The organism is Gandjariella thermophila (assembly GCF_005405885.1).
In the GTDB taxonomy this organism is placed as follows: Bacteria; Actinomycetota; Actinomycetes; order Mycobacteriales; family Pseudonocardiaceae; genus Gandjariella; species Gandjariella thermophila.
The window spans coordinates 25,702-40,561 of record NZ_BJFL01000030.1 but is presented as its reverse complement, the minus strand read 5'-3'; the positions used below and the strand labels follow the sequence as shown (position 1 = coordinate 40,561).

General features: G+C 71.8%; 17 protein-coding genes. 9 read left to right on the top strand and 8 right to left on the bottom strand.

The features are described from left to right. The first annotated feature begins 6 nt into the window (after positions 1 to 6). Genes FFT21_RS22280 through FFT21_RS22270 form a run of 3 tightly spaced genes read left to right on the top strand, consistent with a single transcriptional unit; the run spans position 7 to position 2,437 of the window. Complete coding sequence (locus FFT21_RS22280) at positions 7 to 786, top strand: energy-coupling factor transporter transmembrane component T family protein (protein ID WP_137815876.1); 780 nt, start codon at positions 7 to 9, stop codon at positions 784 to 786. Further along, on the top strand, positions 783 to 1,643 hold the full coding sequence (locus FFT21_RS22275) for an energy-coupling factor ABC transporter ATP-binding protein (protein WP_137815875.1): 861 nt from the start codon (positions 783 to 785) through the stop codon (positions 1,641 to 1,643). The genes FFT21_RS22280 and FFT21_RS22275 overlap by 4 nt, the downstream gene beginning before the upstream one ends. Beyond that, the gene (locus tag FFT21_RS22270; protein WP_137815874.1) at positions 1,640 to 2,437 is read left to right on the top strand and encodes an energy-coupling factor ABC transporter ATP-binding protein; all 798 of its coding nucleotides are present in this window, start codon (positions 1,640 to 1,642) and stop codon (positions 2,435 to 2,437) included. Before FFT21_RS22275 ends, FFT21_RS22270 begins: the two co-directional genes overlap by 4 nt. A 230-nt stretch (positions 2,438 to 2,667) precedes the next feature. Here FFT21_RS22270 and FFT21_RS22265 read toward each other — a convergent pair whose 3' ends face one another. The 3 genes from FFT21_RS22265 to FFT21_RS22255 form a co-directional block, all read right to left on the bottom strand. After that, positions 2,668 to 3,057: a hypothetical protein gene (locus FFT21_RS22265; RefSeq protein WP_137815873.1), complete on the bottom strand. Its 390-nt coding sequence runs from the start codon at positions 3,055 to 3,057 to the stop codon at positions 2,668 to 2,670. Continuing rightward, positions 3,041 to 3,277, bottom strand: coding sequence for a DUF397 domain-containing protein (locus FFT21_RS22260; RefSeq protein WP_137815872.1), 237 nt, complete (start codon positions 3,275 to 3,277; stop codon positions 3,041 to 3,043). The genes FFT21_RS22265 and FFT21_RS22260 overlap by 17 nt, the downstream gene beginning before the upstream one ends. A gap of 147 nt (positions 3,278 to 3,424) precedes the next feature. Further along, entirely contained in the window at positions 3,425 to 4,312 is an 888-nt protein-coding gene (locus tag FFT21_RS22255; RefSeq protein ID WP_137815871.1) for a Sco1979 family transcriptional regulator, read from the bottom strand. A 308-nt stretch (positions 4,313 to 4,620) separates the two neighbouring features. Here FFT21_RS22255 and FFT21_RS22250 point away from each other — a divergent pair, with 308 nt between their 5' ends. Continuing rightward, positions 4,621 to 5,049, top strand: coding sequence for a hypothetical protein (locus FFT21_RS22250; RefSeq protein WP_137815870.1), 429 nt, complete (start codon positions 4,621 to 4,623; stop codon positions 5,047 to 5,049). An 83-nt stretch (positions 5,050 to 5,132) separates the two neighbouring features. Here FFT21_RS22250 and FFT21_RS22245 read toward each other — a convergent pair whose 3' ends face one another. Beyond that, positions 5,133 to 5,795 carry an FMN-dependent NADH-azoreductase gene (locus FFT21_RS22245; protein WP_137815869.1) on the bottom strand — a complete coding sequence of 221 codons (663 nt, stop codon included), beginning with the start codon at positions 5,793 to 5,795 and terminating at the stop codon, positions 5,133 to 5,135. A 112-nt stretch (positions 5,796 to 5,907) separates the two neighbouring features. Here FFT21_RS22245 and FFT21_RS22240 point away from each other — a divergent pair, with 112 nt between their 5' ends. Continuing rightward, a complete protein-coding gene (locus FFT21_RS22240; protein WP_137815868.1) occupies positions 5,908 to 6,447 on the top strand; it encodes a MarR family winged helix-turn-helix transcriptional regulator in 540 nt (179 codons plus the stop codon). A gap of 12 nt (positions 6,448 to 6,459) precedes the next feature. Here FFT21_RS22240 and FFT21_RS22235 read toward each other — a convergent pair whose 3' ends face one another. Next, complete coding sequence (locus tag FFT21_RS22235) at positions 6,460 to 8,007, bottom strand: phosphoenolpyruvate carboxykinase (ATP) (protein ID WP_137815867.1); 1,548 nt, start codon at positions 8,005 to 8,007, stop codon at positions 6,460 to 6,462. Between the two features lie 600 nt (positions 8,008 to 8,607). Beyond that, positions 8,608 to 8,838: a hypothetical protein gene (locus FFT21_RS22230; protein ID WP_137815866.1), complete on the bottom strand. Its 231-nt coding sequence runs from the start codon at positions 8,836 to 8,838 to the stop codon at positions 8,608 to 8,610. A gap of 123 nt (positions 8,839 to 8,961) precedes the next feature. Between FFT21_RS22230 and FFT21_RS22225 the strand changes: the two genes are divergently transcribed. The 4 genes from FFT21_RS22225 to FFT21_RS22215 all read left to right on the top strand — a co-directional run bounded on the left by FFT21_RS22225 (position 8,962) and on the right by FFT21_RS22215 (position 11,577). After that, positions 8,962 to 9,606, top strand: a complete 645-nt coding sequence (locus FFT21_RS22225; protein ID WP_137815865.1) for a hypothetical protein — start codon at positions 8,962 to 8,964, stop codon at positions 9,604 to 9,606. A 73-nt stretch (positions 9,607 to 9,679) separates the two neighbouring features. Next, entirely contained in the window at positions 9,680 to 10,945 is a 1,266-nt protein-coding gene (locus FFT21_RS22220) for an MFS transporter (protein ID WP_225978639.1), read from the top strand. A gap of 50 nt (positions 10,946 to 10,995) precedes the next feature. Next, positions 10,996 to 11,142 (top strand): hypothetical protein, encoded by a 147-nt coding sequence (locus FFT21_RS28910; protein ID WP_153816569.1) that lies wholly within the window; start codon positions 10,996 to 10,998, stop codon positions 11,140 to 11,142. Between the two features lie 102 nt (positions 11,143 to 11,244). Then, a complete protein-coding gene (locus tag FFT21_RS22215; protein ID WP_137815864.1) occupies positions 11,245 to 11,577 on the top strand; it encodes a plasmid stabilization protein in 333 nt (110 codons plus the stop codon). A gap of 29 nt (positions 11,578 to 11,606) precedes the next feature. Here the strand turns inward: FFT21_RS22215 and FFT21_RS28905 are convergent, their stop codons facing one another. Both FFT21_RS28905 and FFT21_RS22210 read right to left on the bottom strand, forming a co-directional pair. Next, positions 11,607 to 11,753 carry a hypothetical protein gene (locus FFT21_RS28905; protein ID WP_225978638.1) on the bottom strand — a complete coding sequence of 49 codons (147 nt, stop codon included), beginning with the start codon at positions 11,751 to 11,753 and terminating at the stop codon, positions 11,607 to 11,609. Between the two features lie 234 nt (positions 11,754 to 11,987). After that, a complete protein-coding gene (locus FFT21_RS22210; protein ID WP_137815863.1) occupies positions 11,988 to 14,789 on the bottom strand; it encodes a penicillin acylase family protein in 2,802 nt (933 codons plus the stop codon). Between the last annotated feature and the right edge of the window lie 71 nt (positions 14,790 to 14,860).

The window sequence follows — 14,860 nt, the reverse complement described above, 5'->3', positions numbered from 1 at the left end:
TCGCCCATGACCGTGGGCTTCTACCAGCATCGGGAATCCTCGGTTCACCGGCTGAACCCGTTGACCAAGCTGACGCTCGCCGTCGCGGTGGTGATCGCCGCGTTCGCGGTGCCACTCACCTGGTGGCCGGCCGCGCTGTTCCTGGTGGTCCTGGTGCCGGCCGTGCTCGCGGCCCGGGTGCCGGCCCGGTTCGCCGCCCTCACCGTCAAGTTCGTCGGGCCGCTGCTGGTGGCGGTGTTCCTCGTGCAGGGCCTGTTCTTCCCCGGCGAGGGCGCCGAACTGGCCCGGCTCGGGCCGATCAGCGTCAAGGCCGAGGGGCTGGCGTTCGCCGCGCAGACCGCGACCCGGCTGCTGGTGCTCATCGGCGCGTTCCTGTTCCTGCTGCTGACCACGCATCCCGGGGTGCTGATGAACGCGATGGTGCAGCGCGGCCTGCCGCCGAACATCAGCTACGTGGTGTCCGCGACGCTGCAGATCGTGCCGGCGTTCCGCGAGCGTGCGCAGCACATCCTGCGCGCGCAGCAGGCGCGGGGCATGGCCACCGGCGGCGGCCTGCGCCGCCGGATCGGGGTGCTGCTGCCGCTGATCGGCCCGCTGGCGCTCGGCGCGCTCACCGAGGTCGAGGAGCGCGCCGTGGCCATGGAAGCGCGTGCCTTCGGCGCGACCGGCCGGCGCACCAGCCTGATGCCGGTGCCGGACACCACCGCGCAGCGCCTCGCCCGGTGGGGGCTCGCCGCCTTCGCCGCCGCCACCATCGTCGCCAACGCCCTGGGGGTGTTCGCGTGATCGAACTGGACGACTTCAGCTACGCGTACCCGACCGGCAGCCGGCCGGCGCTGCGGTCGCTGCGGCTGGCCGTCCCCGCCGGCCAACTGTGCGGCGTGGTCGGCCCGAGCGGTGCCGGCAAGTCCACCTTCGCGCACGCGCTGGCCGGGTTCATCCCGCACGCGCTCGGTGGCGAGACCGCCGGCCGGGTCGTCGTCGGCGGCCGGACGGTGGCCGACACGCCGCTGCCCGACCTGGTCCGTGACGTCGGGCTGGTGCTGCAGAACCCGTTCAACCAGATCTCCGGGGTCAAGTTCACCGTCCGCGAGGAACTGGCGTTCGGGCTGGAGAACCTCGGTGTGCCCCAGGAGGAGATGGTCCGCAGGGTCGATGCGGTGCTGGCGGAGCTGCGCATCGAGGGCCTGGCGGACCGCTCGCCGTACCAGCTCTCCGGCGGCCAGCAGCAGCTGGTCGCGCTGGGCTCGGTGCTGGTCATGCGGCCGAGCGTGCTGGTGCTGGACGAGCCCACGTCCCAGCTCGACCCGGTCGGCAGCGGGCAGGTGTTCGACGCGGTGCGCGCGCTACACCGGGCCGGCGTGACCATCGTGCTGGTCGAGCACAAGTTGGAGCGGCTTGCCGAGATCGCCGACCGGGTGCTCGTGCTGCGCCACGGCGAGGTGGCGCTGGACGGCCCACCGGCCACCGTGCTGGCCGACCCTCGGCTCGCCGACTGGGGCGTGGCCGGCACCCGGTACACGGCGGCGGCCCGGCTGGCCCGCGAGCGCGGCCTGTGGCCCGAGGACCGGGACCTGCCGGTGACCCTGGACGCCGCCGTCGCCGGGTTCCGCGCGGTCACCGGGGGGGTGGAGTCCCGATGATCCGGATCGATTCGCTGGTCTACCGCTACCCGACCGGGGTGACCGCGCTGGACGGGGTGTCGCTGCGTGTCGAGCCGGGTGAGCGGGTCGCGCTGATCGGCCGGAACGGCGCCGGCAAGACCACCCTGGCCCGCCACCTCAACGGCATCCTCCGGCCCACCGCGGGCAGCGTGCACGTGGACGGCTGGGACACCGCCGAGCACACCGTCGCCGAACTGGCCGCCAAGGTGGGTTACCTGTTCCAGAACCCGGACGAGCAACTGTTCGCCCGCACCGTGGCCGAGGAGGTGGCCTTCGGCCCGCGCAACCTGGGCTACCCGGGCGACCGCCGGGCCCGGCTGGTGCGCCGGGCCCTGGAGGACACCCGGCTGACCGGGCTGGAGGAGGTGCACCCGTACCAGCTCTCCCTGGCCGAGCGGAAGCGCGTCGCGCTGGCCGCGGTGCTCGCCATGGACACCCCGATCCTGGTGCTCGACGAGCCGACCACCGGAGCGGACCACGCCGGCGTGCGCGACGTCGCCGCCGCGGTCAGCGAGTTGGCCGGTCGGGGCAGGACGGTCCTGGCGGTCACCCACGACATGGACTTCTGCGCGGAGAACTTCGACCGGATCGTGGTGCTCGCCGGCGGCCGGATCGTCCGGGACGGCAGCCCGGACGAGGTGTTCCGGGCCGGCGCGGACCTGGCGCAGGCCGGGGTGGAACCGCCGCAGCTCATGCGGCTGTCCGAGGCGCTCGGTTGGTCACGGCCGGCGACCACGGTGGATGCCTTCGTGGACCGGCTGGCGTCCCGCTGAGCGCGGTCTTTCCGCGCCGACACATTCGCCGCGTGCGGGCGGCGTTCAGTGCCGGGGCGGGGTACCTGCCGGGCCGGGCTGGTTACGCAGCAGGATCCGCCGGCCCAGGTGCGTTCCGGCGCGGCGGGCACGCCACGACCGGCGTTGCCGCCAGCGGTCGACGGCCTGCCGCAGGAGTGCCACGATGTCCGGCCCGCCGCGCCGGCTCGGGCGGGCCGGCGCGCGCCGGTTCAGGCTGTTGCGGCAAGCCACCGGGACCGCCCCGGTCGAACCGGAACCCAGCAGCCGGTGGCCGCGCCGACCTGATGGGCGGTGACCCCGGGGACGTGGTCGTCCAGCGACACCAGGTCGTCCAGCACGCCGTGGGCCGCGCCGCGGGTCCGCCACAGCACGGTGTGCGGGTCCAGCACGTTCGCCTCGTCGGCGGGCATCCGCACGGCATGGGCCGCGTCCTCGCCGTGCAGCCACACCACGTCCACCACGTTGTGGTGGGCCCGCACCCCGACGACCGCGAGCAACTCACCGCTGGCGTCGCGGGGATGCAGGAAGCGGAAGCCGCGGGCGATCAGCGTGCGGAGCAGTGCCTCGACGGCACCCGAGTCCTCAGACGAGGAAGTCATCGAACTCGCCCTCCTTCGCGCCGGCGATGAACGCGGCCATCTCGGCGCGGGTGTAGACCAGCGCCGGGCCGTCGGGATGCCGGGAGTGGCGCACCGCGATCTGGTCGCCGTGCAGCCGGGCGAGTTCAACGCAGTTGCCGACCGCGCCGCTATGCCGGCTCCTGCGCCAGGAGACATCGGGCAGCAGCGCCGCCGACACTCCGCTCCGCACGTCAGTCACGATGACCCCCCACCTCCCCGACGGTCAGGTTCCGTGCAGATGCACGTGCATCTGCACGCGAACGCGAACATACCACGCGGTCGGGTGAACATGCAGATGCACGTGCAGATGCACAGCCGGCCTGTGCGCACCGACAGTGGGTGCGGTCTACAGCTCGGCGCGGAGCTTGCTCAGCCGCTGCCGGGTCTGTGCCGGCGTCAGGGCATCGACCGCCAGCCGGTCCACGACCGCGCTGTACAGCTCGATCTCCTCCGGCTTGTCCAGGTACAGCGCGCCGCCGAGGTGCTCGATGTACACCAGGTCGGGGAGTTCCGGTTCGGCGAAGCGGAGCACGCTGAACGCACCCTCCGCGGCGTAGCCGCTCAGCTCGTACGGCAGTACCTGGAGCGTCACGTTGGGCTGCCCGGTGATCTCCAGCAGATGCTCGATCTGCTTCCGCAGCACCGGGCGCCCGCCGATCGGCCGGTGCACCACAGACTCGTCGATCACTGCCCACAGCCGCAACGGGTTGGGCCGGGAGATCACCCCTTGCCGCCGCATCCGCAGTGCCACCCGGCGGTCCACCTCATCGCTCTCCGACTCGGGACGGCCGTGGCTGGCGATGGCGCGCGCGTACTCCTCGATCTGCAGCAGGCCCGGGACGAACTGCACCTCGTAGGTCTGGATCAGGCTGGCGGACTCCTCCAAGCCCACGTAGTCCTGAAACCAGGACGGCATGAGGTCGCCGTACCGGTACCACCAACCGTGCTCGTTGGACAGCCTGGCCATCCGCAGCAGGCTCTGCCGCTCGGTCTCGTCGGTGACGCCGTAGAGGCTGAGCAGGTCGGCGACGTCGCGTTCCTTCAGCCGGACCCGGCCGAGTTCCATCCGGCTGATCTTCGATTCGGAACCGCGGATCGCGTACCCGGCGTCCGCCCGGGAGATATGCGCCGCCTCGCGCAGCCGCCGCAACTGCGCGCCCAGCACGATGCGGCGCGCGGTGGGGCCGGCGACCGGTGCCTCGCCGGCCGGCGCGGATGGATCGACTGTGGACATACCCCGATCCCTCCCGTGCCTCCTCGCCGTGCGGAGCGACCCGCGTCCGTCCACACCGGACATACGCACCGTGGATCCCGGTACGCGGTCCGGGCACTGACCGTACACCGGGATGCCCCCTGGTCAACCGAGGATCACCGGTCCGGCGGCCGACATGGTTTCCGGGTGCGGCTTTCCGGCACTGCCGGGCCGAAGAGAATTCGGGTTTTTTCTCGCCAACGCCAACGCCAACGATAAGGCGTCCACGCTGAGTAGAGCGGCCGCCCACCGCTTCCGGCGCCCGACGCGGTCGCGCACACTGCCCCGGCATGAGCGGTTACACCTTCACCCCAACCGGTTGGTACGCCACCTTCGACCAGAGCCGGTCCTCCGGCCGCATCTTCCAGGCGCGCGTCGAGGCGTGGTCGCGGGACGGCGTCGCGCTCGTGGTGGATCCGGCGGCGGGTCGGCTGGTGCCGGTCTCGTCCATGCCCGGTTTCGTGGAACTGCGCCCGTGCCATCGGATCGCCGGCGTGATCGAGGCGCCGAAGGGCTGGCGCATGCACCGCGTCGACTCGGCCGGCGCGTTCACCGCGCCGGTGGTGGGTTTCGCGGTGGACGACGAGGGCGCCGCGCTGCCGGTGGTGGCCGGTGCGCTGCAGGCCGACGCCAGCCAGCTCAGCCACCCCAACGACACCCTGCTCGGGCCGGACGACCCCGACCCCGAGGAGGCCGTGGCCCCCGCGACGTCCGCCTGAACGGCCGCGCCGGGTTTCCCGAGCGGGCCTCGGGAAACCCGGCGCTTGATCGCGAAGCTGGTGTCCGCGGTTCTCCGCGGCGTTCAGGCGGAGGCGCGCTCGCCGATGCGGCGGGCCATGTCCTGACCGTGCTCGGCCGCGGCCGCGTGCGCGTGGCGCAGCGACTCCGCGGCCAGGCCGCGCAGTTCCGCCATGGCCGGGTTGACGTCGGCCAGGGTCAGCTCGGCGGCGACCACCCGGGTGTCCATCCCGAAGACGTCCGCGAAGATGCGGTGCAACCAGGGCGTGGCATGGTCCCAGCCCTCGCGCGGCGTACCCGGGCCGTAGCCGCCGCCGCGGGCGATCACCAGTGTCAGTGGCCGGCCGGCGAGCGGCCGGTCGCTGCCGGGGCCGAGCCTCGGGTCGGCGATGAGCAGGTCGATCCAGGTCTTCAGGTGCTGCGAGACACCGAAGTTGTACAGCGACGTGGCGACCACGTACGCGTCCGCGTCCAGCGCCTCGTCCGCGAGCCGGGCGGCCAGCGCGGCGGCGTCCGCATGCGCCGACGTGCGCTGATACTCCGGTGTCATCCCGGCCAGGGCGGCGGCGGTCCACGCATCCGCCGGTAGCGGATGGGCGCCCAGGTCCCGCCGGACCACGGTGCCTGCCGGGTGCTCGTCCTGCCACGCCCGCTGCAGGGAGTCGGCGACCGAGCGGCTGACCGAGCCCGCCACCCGGATGCTCGTGTCCACGCGCAACAGCTTCATTCGAGGGCATCCCTTCCGTCGAATACGACTGCCTGGCAGATAGTATGCCAGACAGAACATCTATTCAACAGAAGCTATTCCCTCCCACACGCTGGTGGGTACGATGTGTGACATGCGCGTCAGGTCCGGCCCAGCCGCCACGGAGGCGGCGTCATGCGCCGCCGTGCAGGCCGACCTGGGCTGGGCGCTGGGTGTGGTGTTCCGCGGCTACCTGAAGGCGGCCAACGCCGCCGTGGCCGACCTGCCCGGCGGCCCGCGCGGCTACCAGGTGCTCGCCGCCGCCGCGCACGACCAGCCGCGCAGCCAGCTCAAGCTGGCCCAGCAACTCGGCGTGGACCGCACCGTGATGACCTACCTGGTGGACGACCTGGAGAAGGCCGGGTTGGTGGAGCGGCACCCGGACCCGGCCGACCGGCGCGCCCGCCGGCTGTCCGCCACCGATGCCGGCAAGGATCTGCTCTGCCGGCTGGACGAGCGGCTGCGCCGCGCCGAGGACCACCTGCTCAGCGCGCTCGACTCGGCCGATCGGGACATGCTGCGCACGCTGCTGCAGCGGGTCGCGCTCCGGCTGGACGCGGCCGACCCGGTGGGCGCGTGCACGGCGGTGGCGGAGATCAGGCAGGCCACCGGCGAGCCGAACGCCGCCGGCTGACCCTCGGCGACCTCAGCCGAGCGCGGCGATCACGCCGTCCGCCAGGCCGGTGTGCTGGCGCATGTACTCCCGCCGGGCCTCCTTGAGCGCCGCCACCGCGTCGCGGTACTCGTCCTCGCGGCCCTGCCGCTGGTACAGCAGCCGAGGCCGGAGCAGTTCCTCGTCGTCGAAGTCGGGCACCGAGGTGGCCACCAGGTAGCCGAAGTCCGGATCCTGCTCCCACTCGATCGCGTTCTCCGCGATGGCGCGCACGATCGCCGAGGTGTGCGGGATCGTCACGTCCTTGGAGCCGGCCACGTCGGCGCTGCCGCCCACCCGGCCGGTGTTGAGCACGTAGACCTGGAAGTCGTAGTTCATCGACTCGACGATCTCGCCGAGCCGGTTGCCCTGCTGGTACTCGCGGCCCATGAAGAACGGGTTGGTGCCGGGCACGCGCAGGAACTTGCCCGCCTCGGCCTTGCCGCCGGCCGAGGTGCCCTTGGTCTCGCCGAGCATGTAGTAGGCCACCGCCTGGTCGACGCTGGCCATCTTGGCCACTGCCGGAACGATCGACTCGTTGCGGTTGAGGATCAGCAGGACGTCGGCCTTGCCGAGCTTGCGCGGGTCGAAGTGGGGGATCTCGGCGAGGGAGAAGGTGCCGCGACCGTTGGCGGTGTAGGAGTCGTCGAAGTAGTCCACCCGACCGTCCGGGCCCACCGCCACGTTCTCCAGCCAAGCCGACGGTTTGGCCAGTGCCCCGTGGATGGTGGGCTCGTGCTTCGGGTCCAGGCCGTAGGTCTTGGCGAAGCAGCCGTTCTCGGTGGCGTAGGTGTCGCCGCCGGAGACCAGCGCGACGATGTCGTCCTGCACCGGGAGCGAGTTGTTCTGCCGGGTGAAGGTGGTGGTCGTCTTGCCGGTGCCGGACAGCCCGACGATCAGCGCCGTCTTGTCGCCGTGCTCGGTCGGGATCACCTTGGCACCGGCGTGCATGGCCAGGGCGCCCTGCTGGTAGGCCCACTCCATCCACATCCGCAGGCCGCCCATCTTGGACTCGCCGAAGTAGTCGATGTTGAACACCCGGGTGACCCAGTTGTCCAGGTCGATGGTGACCAGCCGGTCGTCCGGGAAGTCGCCGGGCGCCGGGCAGTTCGGCGTGTAGACGACGGTCAGCGCGTCCTCCTCGCGCCATTCGGCGTCCTTGGGGTAGTAGAGCTGGGCCTGCATGCCGGGGATGTTGGCGTTGCTGCGCTCGATGTAGACCCGCGCCGGCCGGCGCAGCGGCGAGTTCTCCGGGCCGATGTAGCCCTCCAGCAGGATCATGTCCGCGCCGGCGACGTACTCGGCCTGCGCCTGGGCGATCTCCTCGTACCGCGCACGCGGCATGGTCTGCTTCTCCGTCCAGCTCGGGTCGTCGGTGACGATGAACGTCGATCCGGCCGAGCGGGCGGTGACCCGCGTGGTGACGTTGTAGTTGCCGAACTCGGTGAGCCGGGCGTTCGGCATCTCCGCGACGTACCGCTTCAGTTCCTCTTGGTCGGGGTTGGCGGTGATCGACCTGGCTGGGGGAAGCTCGATCGCCATCCGGCAGCTCCTTTCCTGGTGACCGGGACGCTGCTGCGTCACCGGCGCGGTGCTGTCGGCGACGACGTGTGCCGTGCGTGGCGTCGCCCCACGGCTGGACACCGGGCGCCGCGCGGGCACGCCGGTGGGCCCGCGGACGGGCCTGGGCGTTCGCGTCACGGCGTGGTTGTCCGGACATCGTGCCGCTGTGGGTGGGATGGACGGCTTGCTAGCGGTCTAAACCCGCAGGTCGTCACCGAGCAGATGCACAGGTATGTCCTTGACTACAAGAACGCGTCAGACGAGAGGCCCGAACCATGACTGACAACGCTACGGTAGTAGCCGCAACTCGATCTGGTCACAAACCGGACACGGACCCTCGCGTCTCGTAACAGAACCTTCCGTCTTGGCGGCCTTCGCCGCGAGACATGGCGAAGGAGAAAGCGCCCGTGACGGTCCCACCTCCCTACCCTCCGCCCTACCCGGCGATGCCAACACACGCTCAGCCCTCCATCAGCCCTCCAACGGTGTCGCCATCGGCGGCATGGTAGAGCGTGACGATCTTCTTGTTGCGGGCCAACAGCTTCCACCACAGCGACGTGCCGGCCCGCTACGCGCGGCTCAGGCGGCGCGCCGGGTGACCCCGCTGGTCGAGCAGGTCGCCGAGTTCGCGGTCGGGGTGCGGGCGGCCGGACTGCCCGAGGCGGACACCTCGCCCTGGGAGAACCGGCGCTGGCCGTGCACGTCCTCGGCGAGCGCGGCCGTCCTGGCCGCGTGCTCCGCCGCCTCCTGCTCCGCCCTGGTCAGCCGGGCCAGCAACTCCGCGACCTCGATGGTGTCCCGCTGCTCCATCGCCGGTGCCCTCCCGGACTCGCTGTCGATGTGCCGCGATCACCTGGTTACCCGGGACGAAACTTCGTCAAGCTGATCATCTTATTCTTCCGGCCACCCGGGACGACGTTCAAAGGAGAACCCATGACCGGAAACTGGCGACGTGTGTCGGTACTGGCCGCCACGACGGTGGCAACGATGGCGGCCATGGCGCCGACCGCGCAGGCGGCGGACAGTCCGACCCCGCAGGAACTGCTCGACCGCTGCGGTAGCGCGGACCTCTGCGTGTTCCACCCGGAAAGCCGAGACGCGTTTCCCGGCGAGCGGCGCCAGGTCGGCAACCAGGTGCTGAACTGCTCGAACGTCAACCAGAACGAGATGGTGGCCTGGTCCGACGAGACCGGAGGGTCCAACAGCCTGGGCATCACGATCAGCGCGGAAATGAAGTTCGCCGAGGTGTACTCGGTCTCGGTGAGCACCACCTACCAGCACACCTGGAACTGGTCGCACACCGAGACCAGGACGGACAACATGACGGTCCAGCCGTGGCACATCGGCGAGGTGTTCCACACCCCGCAGATGCAGCGGGTGCGCGGCACCTACGAGTTGCATTTCGGCAAGCGTTTCTACGGCCACTACTTCTGGTACGTCCCGTTCGAGGCGGTCGGCCCGATCGAGGACAGCAGCCAGTCGGTCACGTTCTTCACCCGGCCCATGACTCCGGAGGAACGGGCGCAGTGCCCGACGGGCCTCGCCGCCAGCCACCCCCACCGTTTCGGCCCCGAGTGACCTCCGCACGAGGCACGCGGCCACCGCACTCCCTACCCTTTGCTCGGCGAACGAAACGTACGAGGGGGACGGGGTGCACGGCGCGACGGAGATCGGGGAGGCGGGGAGCCGGGCGGCCGCCGGCGGGCGGCTGCCCGGCGAGGTGTGGGTGCTGGTCGCCACCGCTTTCGTGGTCGCCGTGGGTTTCGGCGTGGTCGCGCCCGCGCTGCCGGTGTTCGCGGCCAGCTTCAACGTGGGTGTCACCGCGGCGTCCATGGTGGTCAGCGCGTTCGCGTTCGTCCGACTCGCGTTCGCGCCGGTCAGTGGGCGGCTGGTGTCGTTAGTCGGGGAACGCCCGATCCTGGTGGCCGGCATCCTGATCGTCGCGCTGGGCACCGGAAGCTGTGCCTTCGCCGGCGCGTACTGGCAGTTGCTGGTGCTGCGGTCGCTGGCCGGCACCGGGTCCACCATGTTCACCGTGTCCGCGCTGGGTCTGCTGGTCCGGCTGTCTCCGCCGCACCAGCGGGGCCGCGCCAACGGGCTCTGGGCCACCGGGTTCCTGGTCGGCAACGTCGCGGGACCCATCCTCGGCGGCGGGCTGGTGCACGTCTCGCTGCGGCTGCCGTTCCTCGCCTACGCCGCCTCGCTGATCGTCGCGGCGCTGGTCGCCTGGGTGTTCCTGCGGAACTCCACGCCGGCCGCCCGGGAGAGCGGCGAGCAGCGAACCACGCTCGGCGTGCGGCAGGCACTCCGCCACCCCGCCTACCGCGCCGCGCTGGCGTCCAACTTCGCCAACGGCTGGGCGGTGTTCGGCGTGCGGATCTCGCTCGTCCCGCTGTTCGTCGCCGAGTCGCTGCACCGCGACCAGGGGCTCGCCGGGGTGGCCATGTCGGTGTTCGCCGGCGGCAACGTGCTCGCCCTGCTGGTCGCCGGCCGGCTGGCCGACGGCCTCGGCCGCAAGCCGATGGCCTGCACCGGCCTCGCCGTCGCCGCGGCCGGCACCATCTGGCTGGGCTTCACCCACGGCGTGCCGGCCTTCCTGGCCGCCTCCGCGGTGGCCGGCGTCGGCGCCGGCCTGCTCAACCCCGCGCAGAGCGCGGCGGTCGCCGACGTGCTCGGCACCCGGGCCCGTGGTGGCGGGGTGCTCGCCTGCTTCCAGATGCTCGCCGACGTCGGCTCGATCGTCGGCCCCCTGGTCGCCGGCCTCGCCGTGGACACCCTCTCCTACCCGGCCGCCTTCGCCGTCACCGGCGCCATGGCCGTCCTCGCCCTGCTCACCTGGCTCGCCGCGCCGGAGACCCTACCGGCTCCATCGCGGTCCGGCCGGCGGCGCGAGTACCGGTCGCCTACCGGCGGCTGACCACAGGCACATCTGGCGGCCGGCACTCCTTTGATGAGTGCTACTCTCGTTTGAGAGTCTCTGTCAAAAAGGCGGAGATCGACGGCGAGCGGCTGGACGACCAGCAGATCGTCGGGTTCGCCGCCGTCCTGCTGCTGGCCGGCCACATCACCACCATGGTGCTGCTCGGCAACGCCGTCGAACCGGCGCGGAGTTGACCGTCCGGTCAGCCGAACGGTTAGGCCAACAGCCGCGCCGGGTATTACACGCGGTATCGGAGAACGGCGTGAACGGTAGCGCGGAAGGTGGTGTGTTCCCGGATGCCGCGGCAGTGGAGCAGCAAGCGAGAGCGCCAGTACGAGCACATCAAGCGGTCCACAAAGGAACGCGGGTCGAGCGAGGGCCGCGCCAAGCAGATCGCGGCCCGCACGGTGAACAAGAACCGGGCACAGTCGGGCGAGTCGCGCCGCGCCAGCAAGACGTCCACGAAGGACGTCTCGCCGCAGTACCGCGGCGGTAAGCGCTCCGGCACCCGCGCCGGCCCGGGCGGGCAGACCAAGCAGCAGCTCATGGAGGACGCCCGGCGGCGCGGCATCCGCGGCCGGTCCCGGATGACCAAGGGCGAGCTGAAGGACGCCCTCGGCTACCGCTGACCGGGGCGGGCAGCCGCGCGACGGTGCGGTCAGCGGTTGGCGTCGCGCTGGCCGATGATCGCGCCGTAGGCGAGGTGATCGGCCAGCAGCACGATGAGCTCGGCGCGCCTGGTGTGCCGCATGCGGGGCAGGCCGAGCAGGGGAGTGATGCCACCCTCGAAGGCCGTCCACGCCACGGCACCGAACACCGCTGCCTGCGGGCGGCCCGGCAGCAGACGGGGCCCGGGTCCGGCCGACGGCGCGGCACGCCCGGCCGAGGGTGCTCGGTACCCAGGCCGCACCGGCCGGCGCCCCCCGCGGGGCACGACACCGTGATCAAGCGGCGGTGGGCGCTGACCCTGCTGCTGCTCACCGTGGGCGGCGGCGCCGTGGCCCGCGTGGTCAGCCACCGCCGGCGGTGACGGCCGCGTTCACGGCCGGTGCCGCGGGAACTCCACCACCTGCTGGAACGTCGGCCGGTTCTGCCAGTCGATCGGGTCCTGGCCGACGATCCCGATGGACCGGAACTGGATCGCGTCGTACTGCGGCATGGTCTGCTTCGCCGCCACGGTGTCCGGAGTGGACGTCCACGACGCGACGTCGGTCGCCCCGCCGTTGGCGTCGACCAGGCTGTGGTATGCGCTGGCCAGCGCCGCGTCGAACGCCGAGGGGCAGCTCGCCGGGCCGGCGCCGCACAGCCTGCCGGTGATGCCCGGTCCGAACGGCTGCGCCACCGGTTCGCCGCGAAGCTGGCGGAGCACCTTCCGCACGTAACCCTCGTAGCCGGCGTCGTAGGCGCTGCCGAGGTGGGCGCCGCCGCTGTTCGGCGTGTTCACCCACTGCATCGGCAACACGGTGTAGCTCGGGGTGACCGCGCCCCCGGTCGAGCCCTCCCCGCCGAGCCCGCCGGCCGCGAGCAGCGGGTCGAAGATCGCCCGGATCAGCGCCGGCTGCACCACGTCCATGATCGCCACCGCGGCATGGTCGGCGTACTGCGCGTCGCCCGGCGCGGCCTTGCGCCGGTGCGCGCCCGACGCGGACCAGGACCGCAACTGGTTCAGCATGGCCGCGACACCCGGCGGCTCCGGCCGGTTGCCCAGGTAACCGAGCAGCTCCTGGATCTCGGCCACCCCGTCCAGGTCCTGGGTGGCCGCGGTCTCCATGGCCTGCACCAGGTTTGCCCGGCCGATCCGGCCGCCGTGCGCGGCGAGCTGGTCGCGCACCGCCGCGTCGAGCAACTGGCTGCGGTACACCGGGCCGTAGCCGTACTGGTTGTCCGCGGCGGAGAACCGCGGCGCGGGCTTGTTGTTCCAGTTCACGAAGTAGCCGGACGGCGGGTCGACCTCGTGCGGGTGCGCGTCGGCGGCGAGGAATCCCTGCCATTCGGCCGACCCGGTACCCCAGGTCGGCAGGTTCGGGTCCACATCGGACCGGATCGGCAGCATGCCCGAGCTGTAGTAGGCGATGTCGTGCGCGTCCACGTAGAACCAGTTGAACGTATAGTTGATCTGCGCGGCACCGGCCATCCAGGACGCGGCATCGTGCGTCTGCGCGGGCTGCGCCCAGCGCAGGAACCCGATCACCGAGTCGACCTCGTGCTGGTATGTGGTGCGCTGGTTGACCACGGCGGTCGGCTTGCCGTCCTCGGCGGTGGTCCAACCCTGCACGACGCCGTGCCGGGTGAGGTAGATGTCGTGGTCGATGACGGCGGGCGCGCCGGCCCCACCCGGCTTGGGCACCGCCGTCTCGTGGAACGTCTCATGGGTCATCGGCAGGCACTGGCCGTCGAACTCGTAGTACGTGCCGCGCGCCGGGGGCGTGCCGCCGGCCGGGTCGCAGATGCGTTCCAGCCGCTGATCGGTGAGGTCGGAGCCGGCCGAGGTGGCCGACCACGCGTAGTCCTCGCCGCGGCCCAGCTCGACCAGGCCGGTGCCGGGGAAGGACGCGCCCTCCGCGGCGTAGTCGGGGGAGTGCAGGTCTTCCTGGACGAGGATGCCCGGGGCGAAGTACGACACCTGCGGGCCGAACACGGCGATCGGGTGACCGTCCGCCGAGTGTGCGGCGTCCACCAGCAGGGCGTTGCTCATGTGCGCCGGCATGGCCAGCAGCGAGGCGACGATGCCGTTCGCCGTGGCGTTGCTGGGCACCAGGTCGCAGCCCGGGGTGGTCGCCGCCGGTCCGCCGGCCAGTGGCTGCGCGGCGTCGTCCGGCATCGCGGTCTTCGCCGGGTCGATCCTGCCGGGAATCTCGTACGGGAACGCGGTGCCGGTGATGGTGGTGGGCGCGTCGCCGTCGTTCTGCTCGCGGAAGTCGGTGAACGCCCTGCCGGCTGACGCCCGGCCGAGTTGGCGTTGCAGGTACTGCAGCAGCGCGGCGTTGCGTACCTCGCCGCCGCCGCCGTTGCCGAAGATGCCACCGATCAGCGCCGCCACGTACACCACGTCCGAGGCCTTCCACGGTTGCGGCGGCGCCAGCGCCGCGGCGTAGTCCGCGGGCAGCTTGCTCGGGTCGGTCGCCGTCGCGGCGATGTAGGCGTTGACCCCGGCCACGTAGTTGTCGATCATCTGCTTGGCCAGCGCGCCCTGCGCGCCGTACCGCGTCGGCAGCGCGTCGATCTGCGTCTGTGCCTGCTGCTCCGTGTACGGAGCGAGAAGCAGCTCGTCGTGGTCCATCTGCTCGTTCGCGCACGACGGGCCCAGGAATGCCGACAGCGTGCCCTGCCCGTAGTGCCGCAGCACGTCCATCTCGAACAGCCGGTCCTCGGCCTGCGCGTAGCCGGCGCCGAAGGACATCGCCGCGTCGGTGGACCCGTAGACGTGCGGGATGTCGTGCCGGTCCCGGTAGATGGTCACCGGCACGGACGGTGCCGGCTGCTCGGTGCGGGTGACGTCCGCCGCGCGCACGCCGAACGACTCGTCGTTGTAGTACTGCGGCAACGCCGCGTCGGTGAGTGACGGGTAGCCGTGGAGCAGGTTCGCGTACTGGGTGCGCTGCTCGGTGCTGTTCGCCGGGCGCTGGCCGGTCGCCTCGAACTGGGCCAACTGCGCCGCGTTGACCAGACCGTTCTCCCCGGGCGGGTTGACCGAGAGCACGTTGCCGTCGGCGTAGTCGTCGGCCCGGTAGGTGGGCGCGGGCGCGGCGCCTGCGGTGTTCGCGGACGCGGTGGCCAGCGCCAGCAGCGCGGCGGCCAGGGCACCGGTCGCGCGTCGGAGGGGGAAGCGGACCTCGCTCATCGACCGGACCTCCCGCGTGAGCCGGGCGCCGTTGCCCGTAGGAACGCGTTCTCGTCGTAGACATGAACGTG

Bases quoted from the DNA above. Each gene is read 5' to 3' on its own strand.
- FFT21_RS22280 (WP_137815876.1), top strand. From the start codon at position 7: ATGACCGTGGGCTTCTACCAGCATCGGGAATCCTCGGTTCACCGGCTG.
- FFT21_RS22270 (WP_137815874.1), top strand. From the start codon at position 1,640: ATGATCCGGATCGATTCGCTGGTCTACCGCTACCCGACCGGGGTGACC.
- FFT21_RS22265 (WP_137815873.1), bottom strand. From the start codon at position 3,057: ATGACTTCCTCGTCTGAGGACTCGGGTGCCGTCGAGGCACTGCTCCGC.
- FFT21_RS22255 (WP_137815871.1), bottom strand. From the start codon at position 4,312: ATGTCCACAGTCGATCCATCCGCGCCGGCCGGCGAGGCACCGGTCGCC.
- FFT21_RS22250 (WP_137815870.1), top strand. From the start codon at position 4,621: ATGAGCGGTTACACCTTCACCCCAACCGGTTGGTACGCCACCTTCGAC.
- FFT21_RS22245 (WP_137815869.1), bottom strand. From the start codon at position 5,795: ATGAAGCTGTTGCGCGTGGACACGAGCATCCGGGTGGCGGGCTCGGTC.
- FFT21_RS22240 (WP_137815868.1), top strand. From the start codon at position 5,908: ATGCGCGTCAGGTCCGGCCCAGCCGCCACGGAGGCGGCGTCATGCGCC.
- FFT21_RS22235 (WP_137815867.1), bottom strand. From the start codon at position 8,007: ATGGCGATCGAGCTTCCCCCAGCCAGGTCGATCACCGCCAACCCCGAC.
- FFT21_RS22230 (WP_137815866.1), bottom strand. From the start codon at position 8,838: ATGGAGCAGCGGGACACCATCGAGGTCGCGGAGTTGCTGGCCCGGCTG.
- FFT21_RS22225 (WP_137815865.1), top strand. From the start codon at position 8,962: ATGACCGGAAACTGGCGACGTGTGTCGGTACTGGCCGCCACGACGGTG.
- FFT21_RS22215 (WP_137815864.1), top strand. From the start codon at position 11,245: ATGCCGCGGCAGTGGAGCAGCAAGCGAGAGCGCCAGTACGAGCACATC.
- FFT21_RS22210 (WP_137815863.1), bottom strand. From the start codon at position 14,789: ATGAGCGAGGTCCGCTTCCCCCTCCGACGCGCGACCGGTGCCCTGGCC.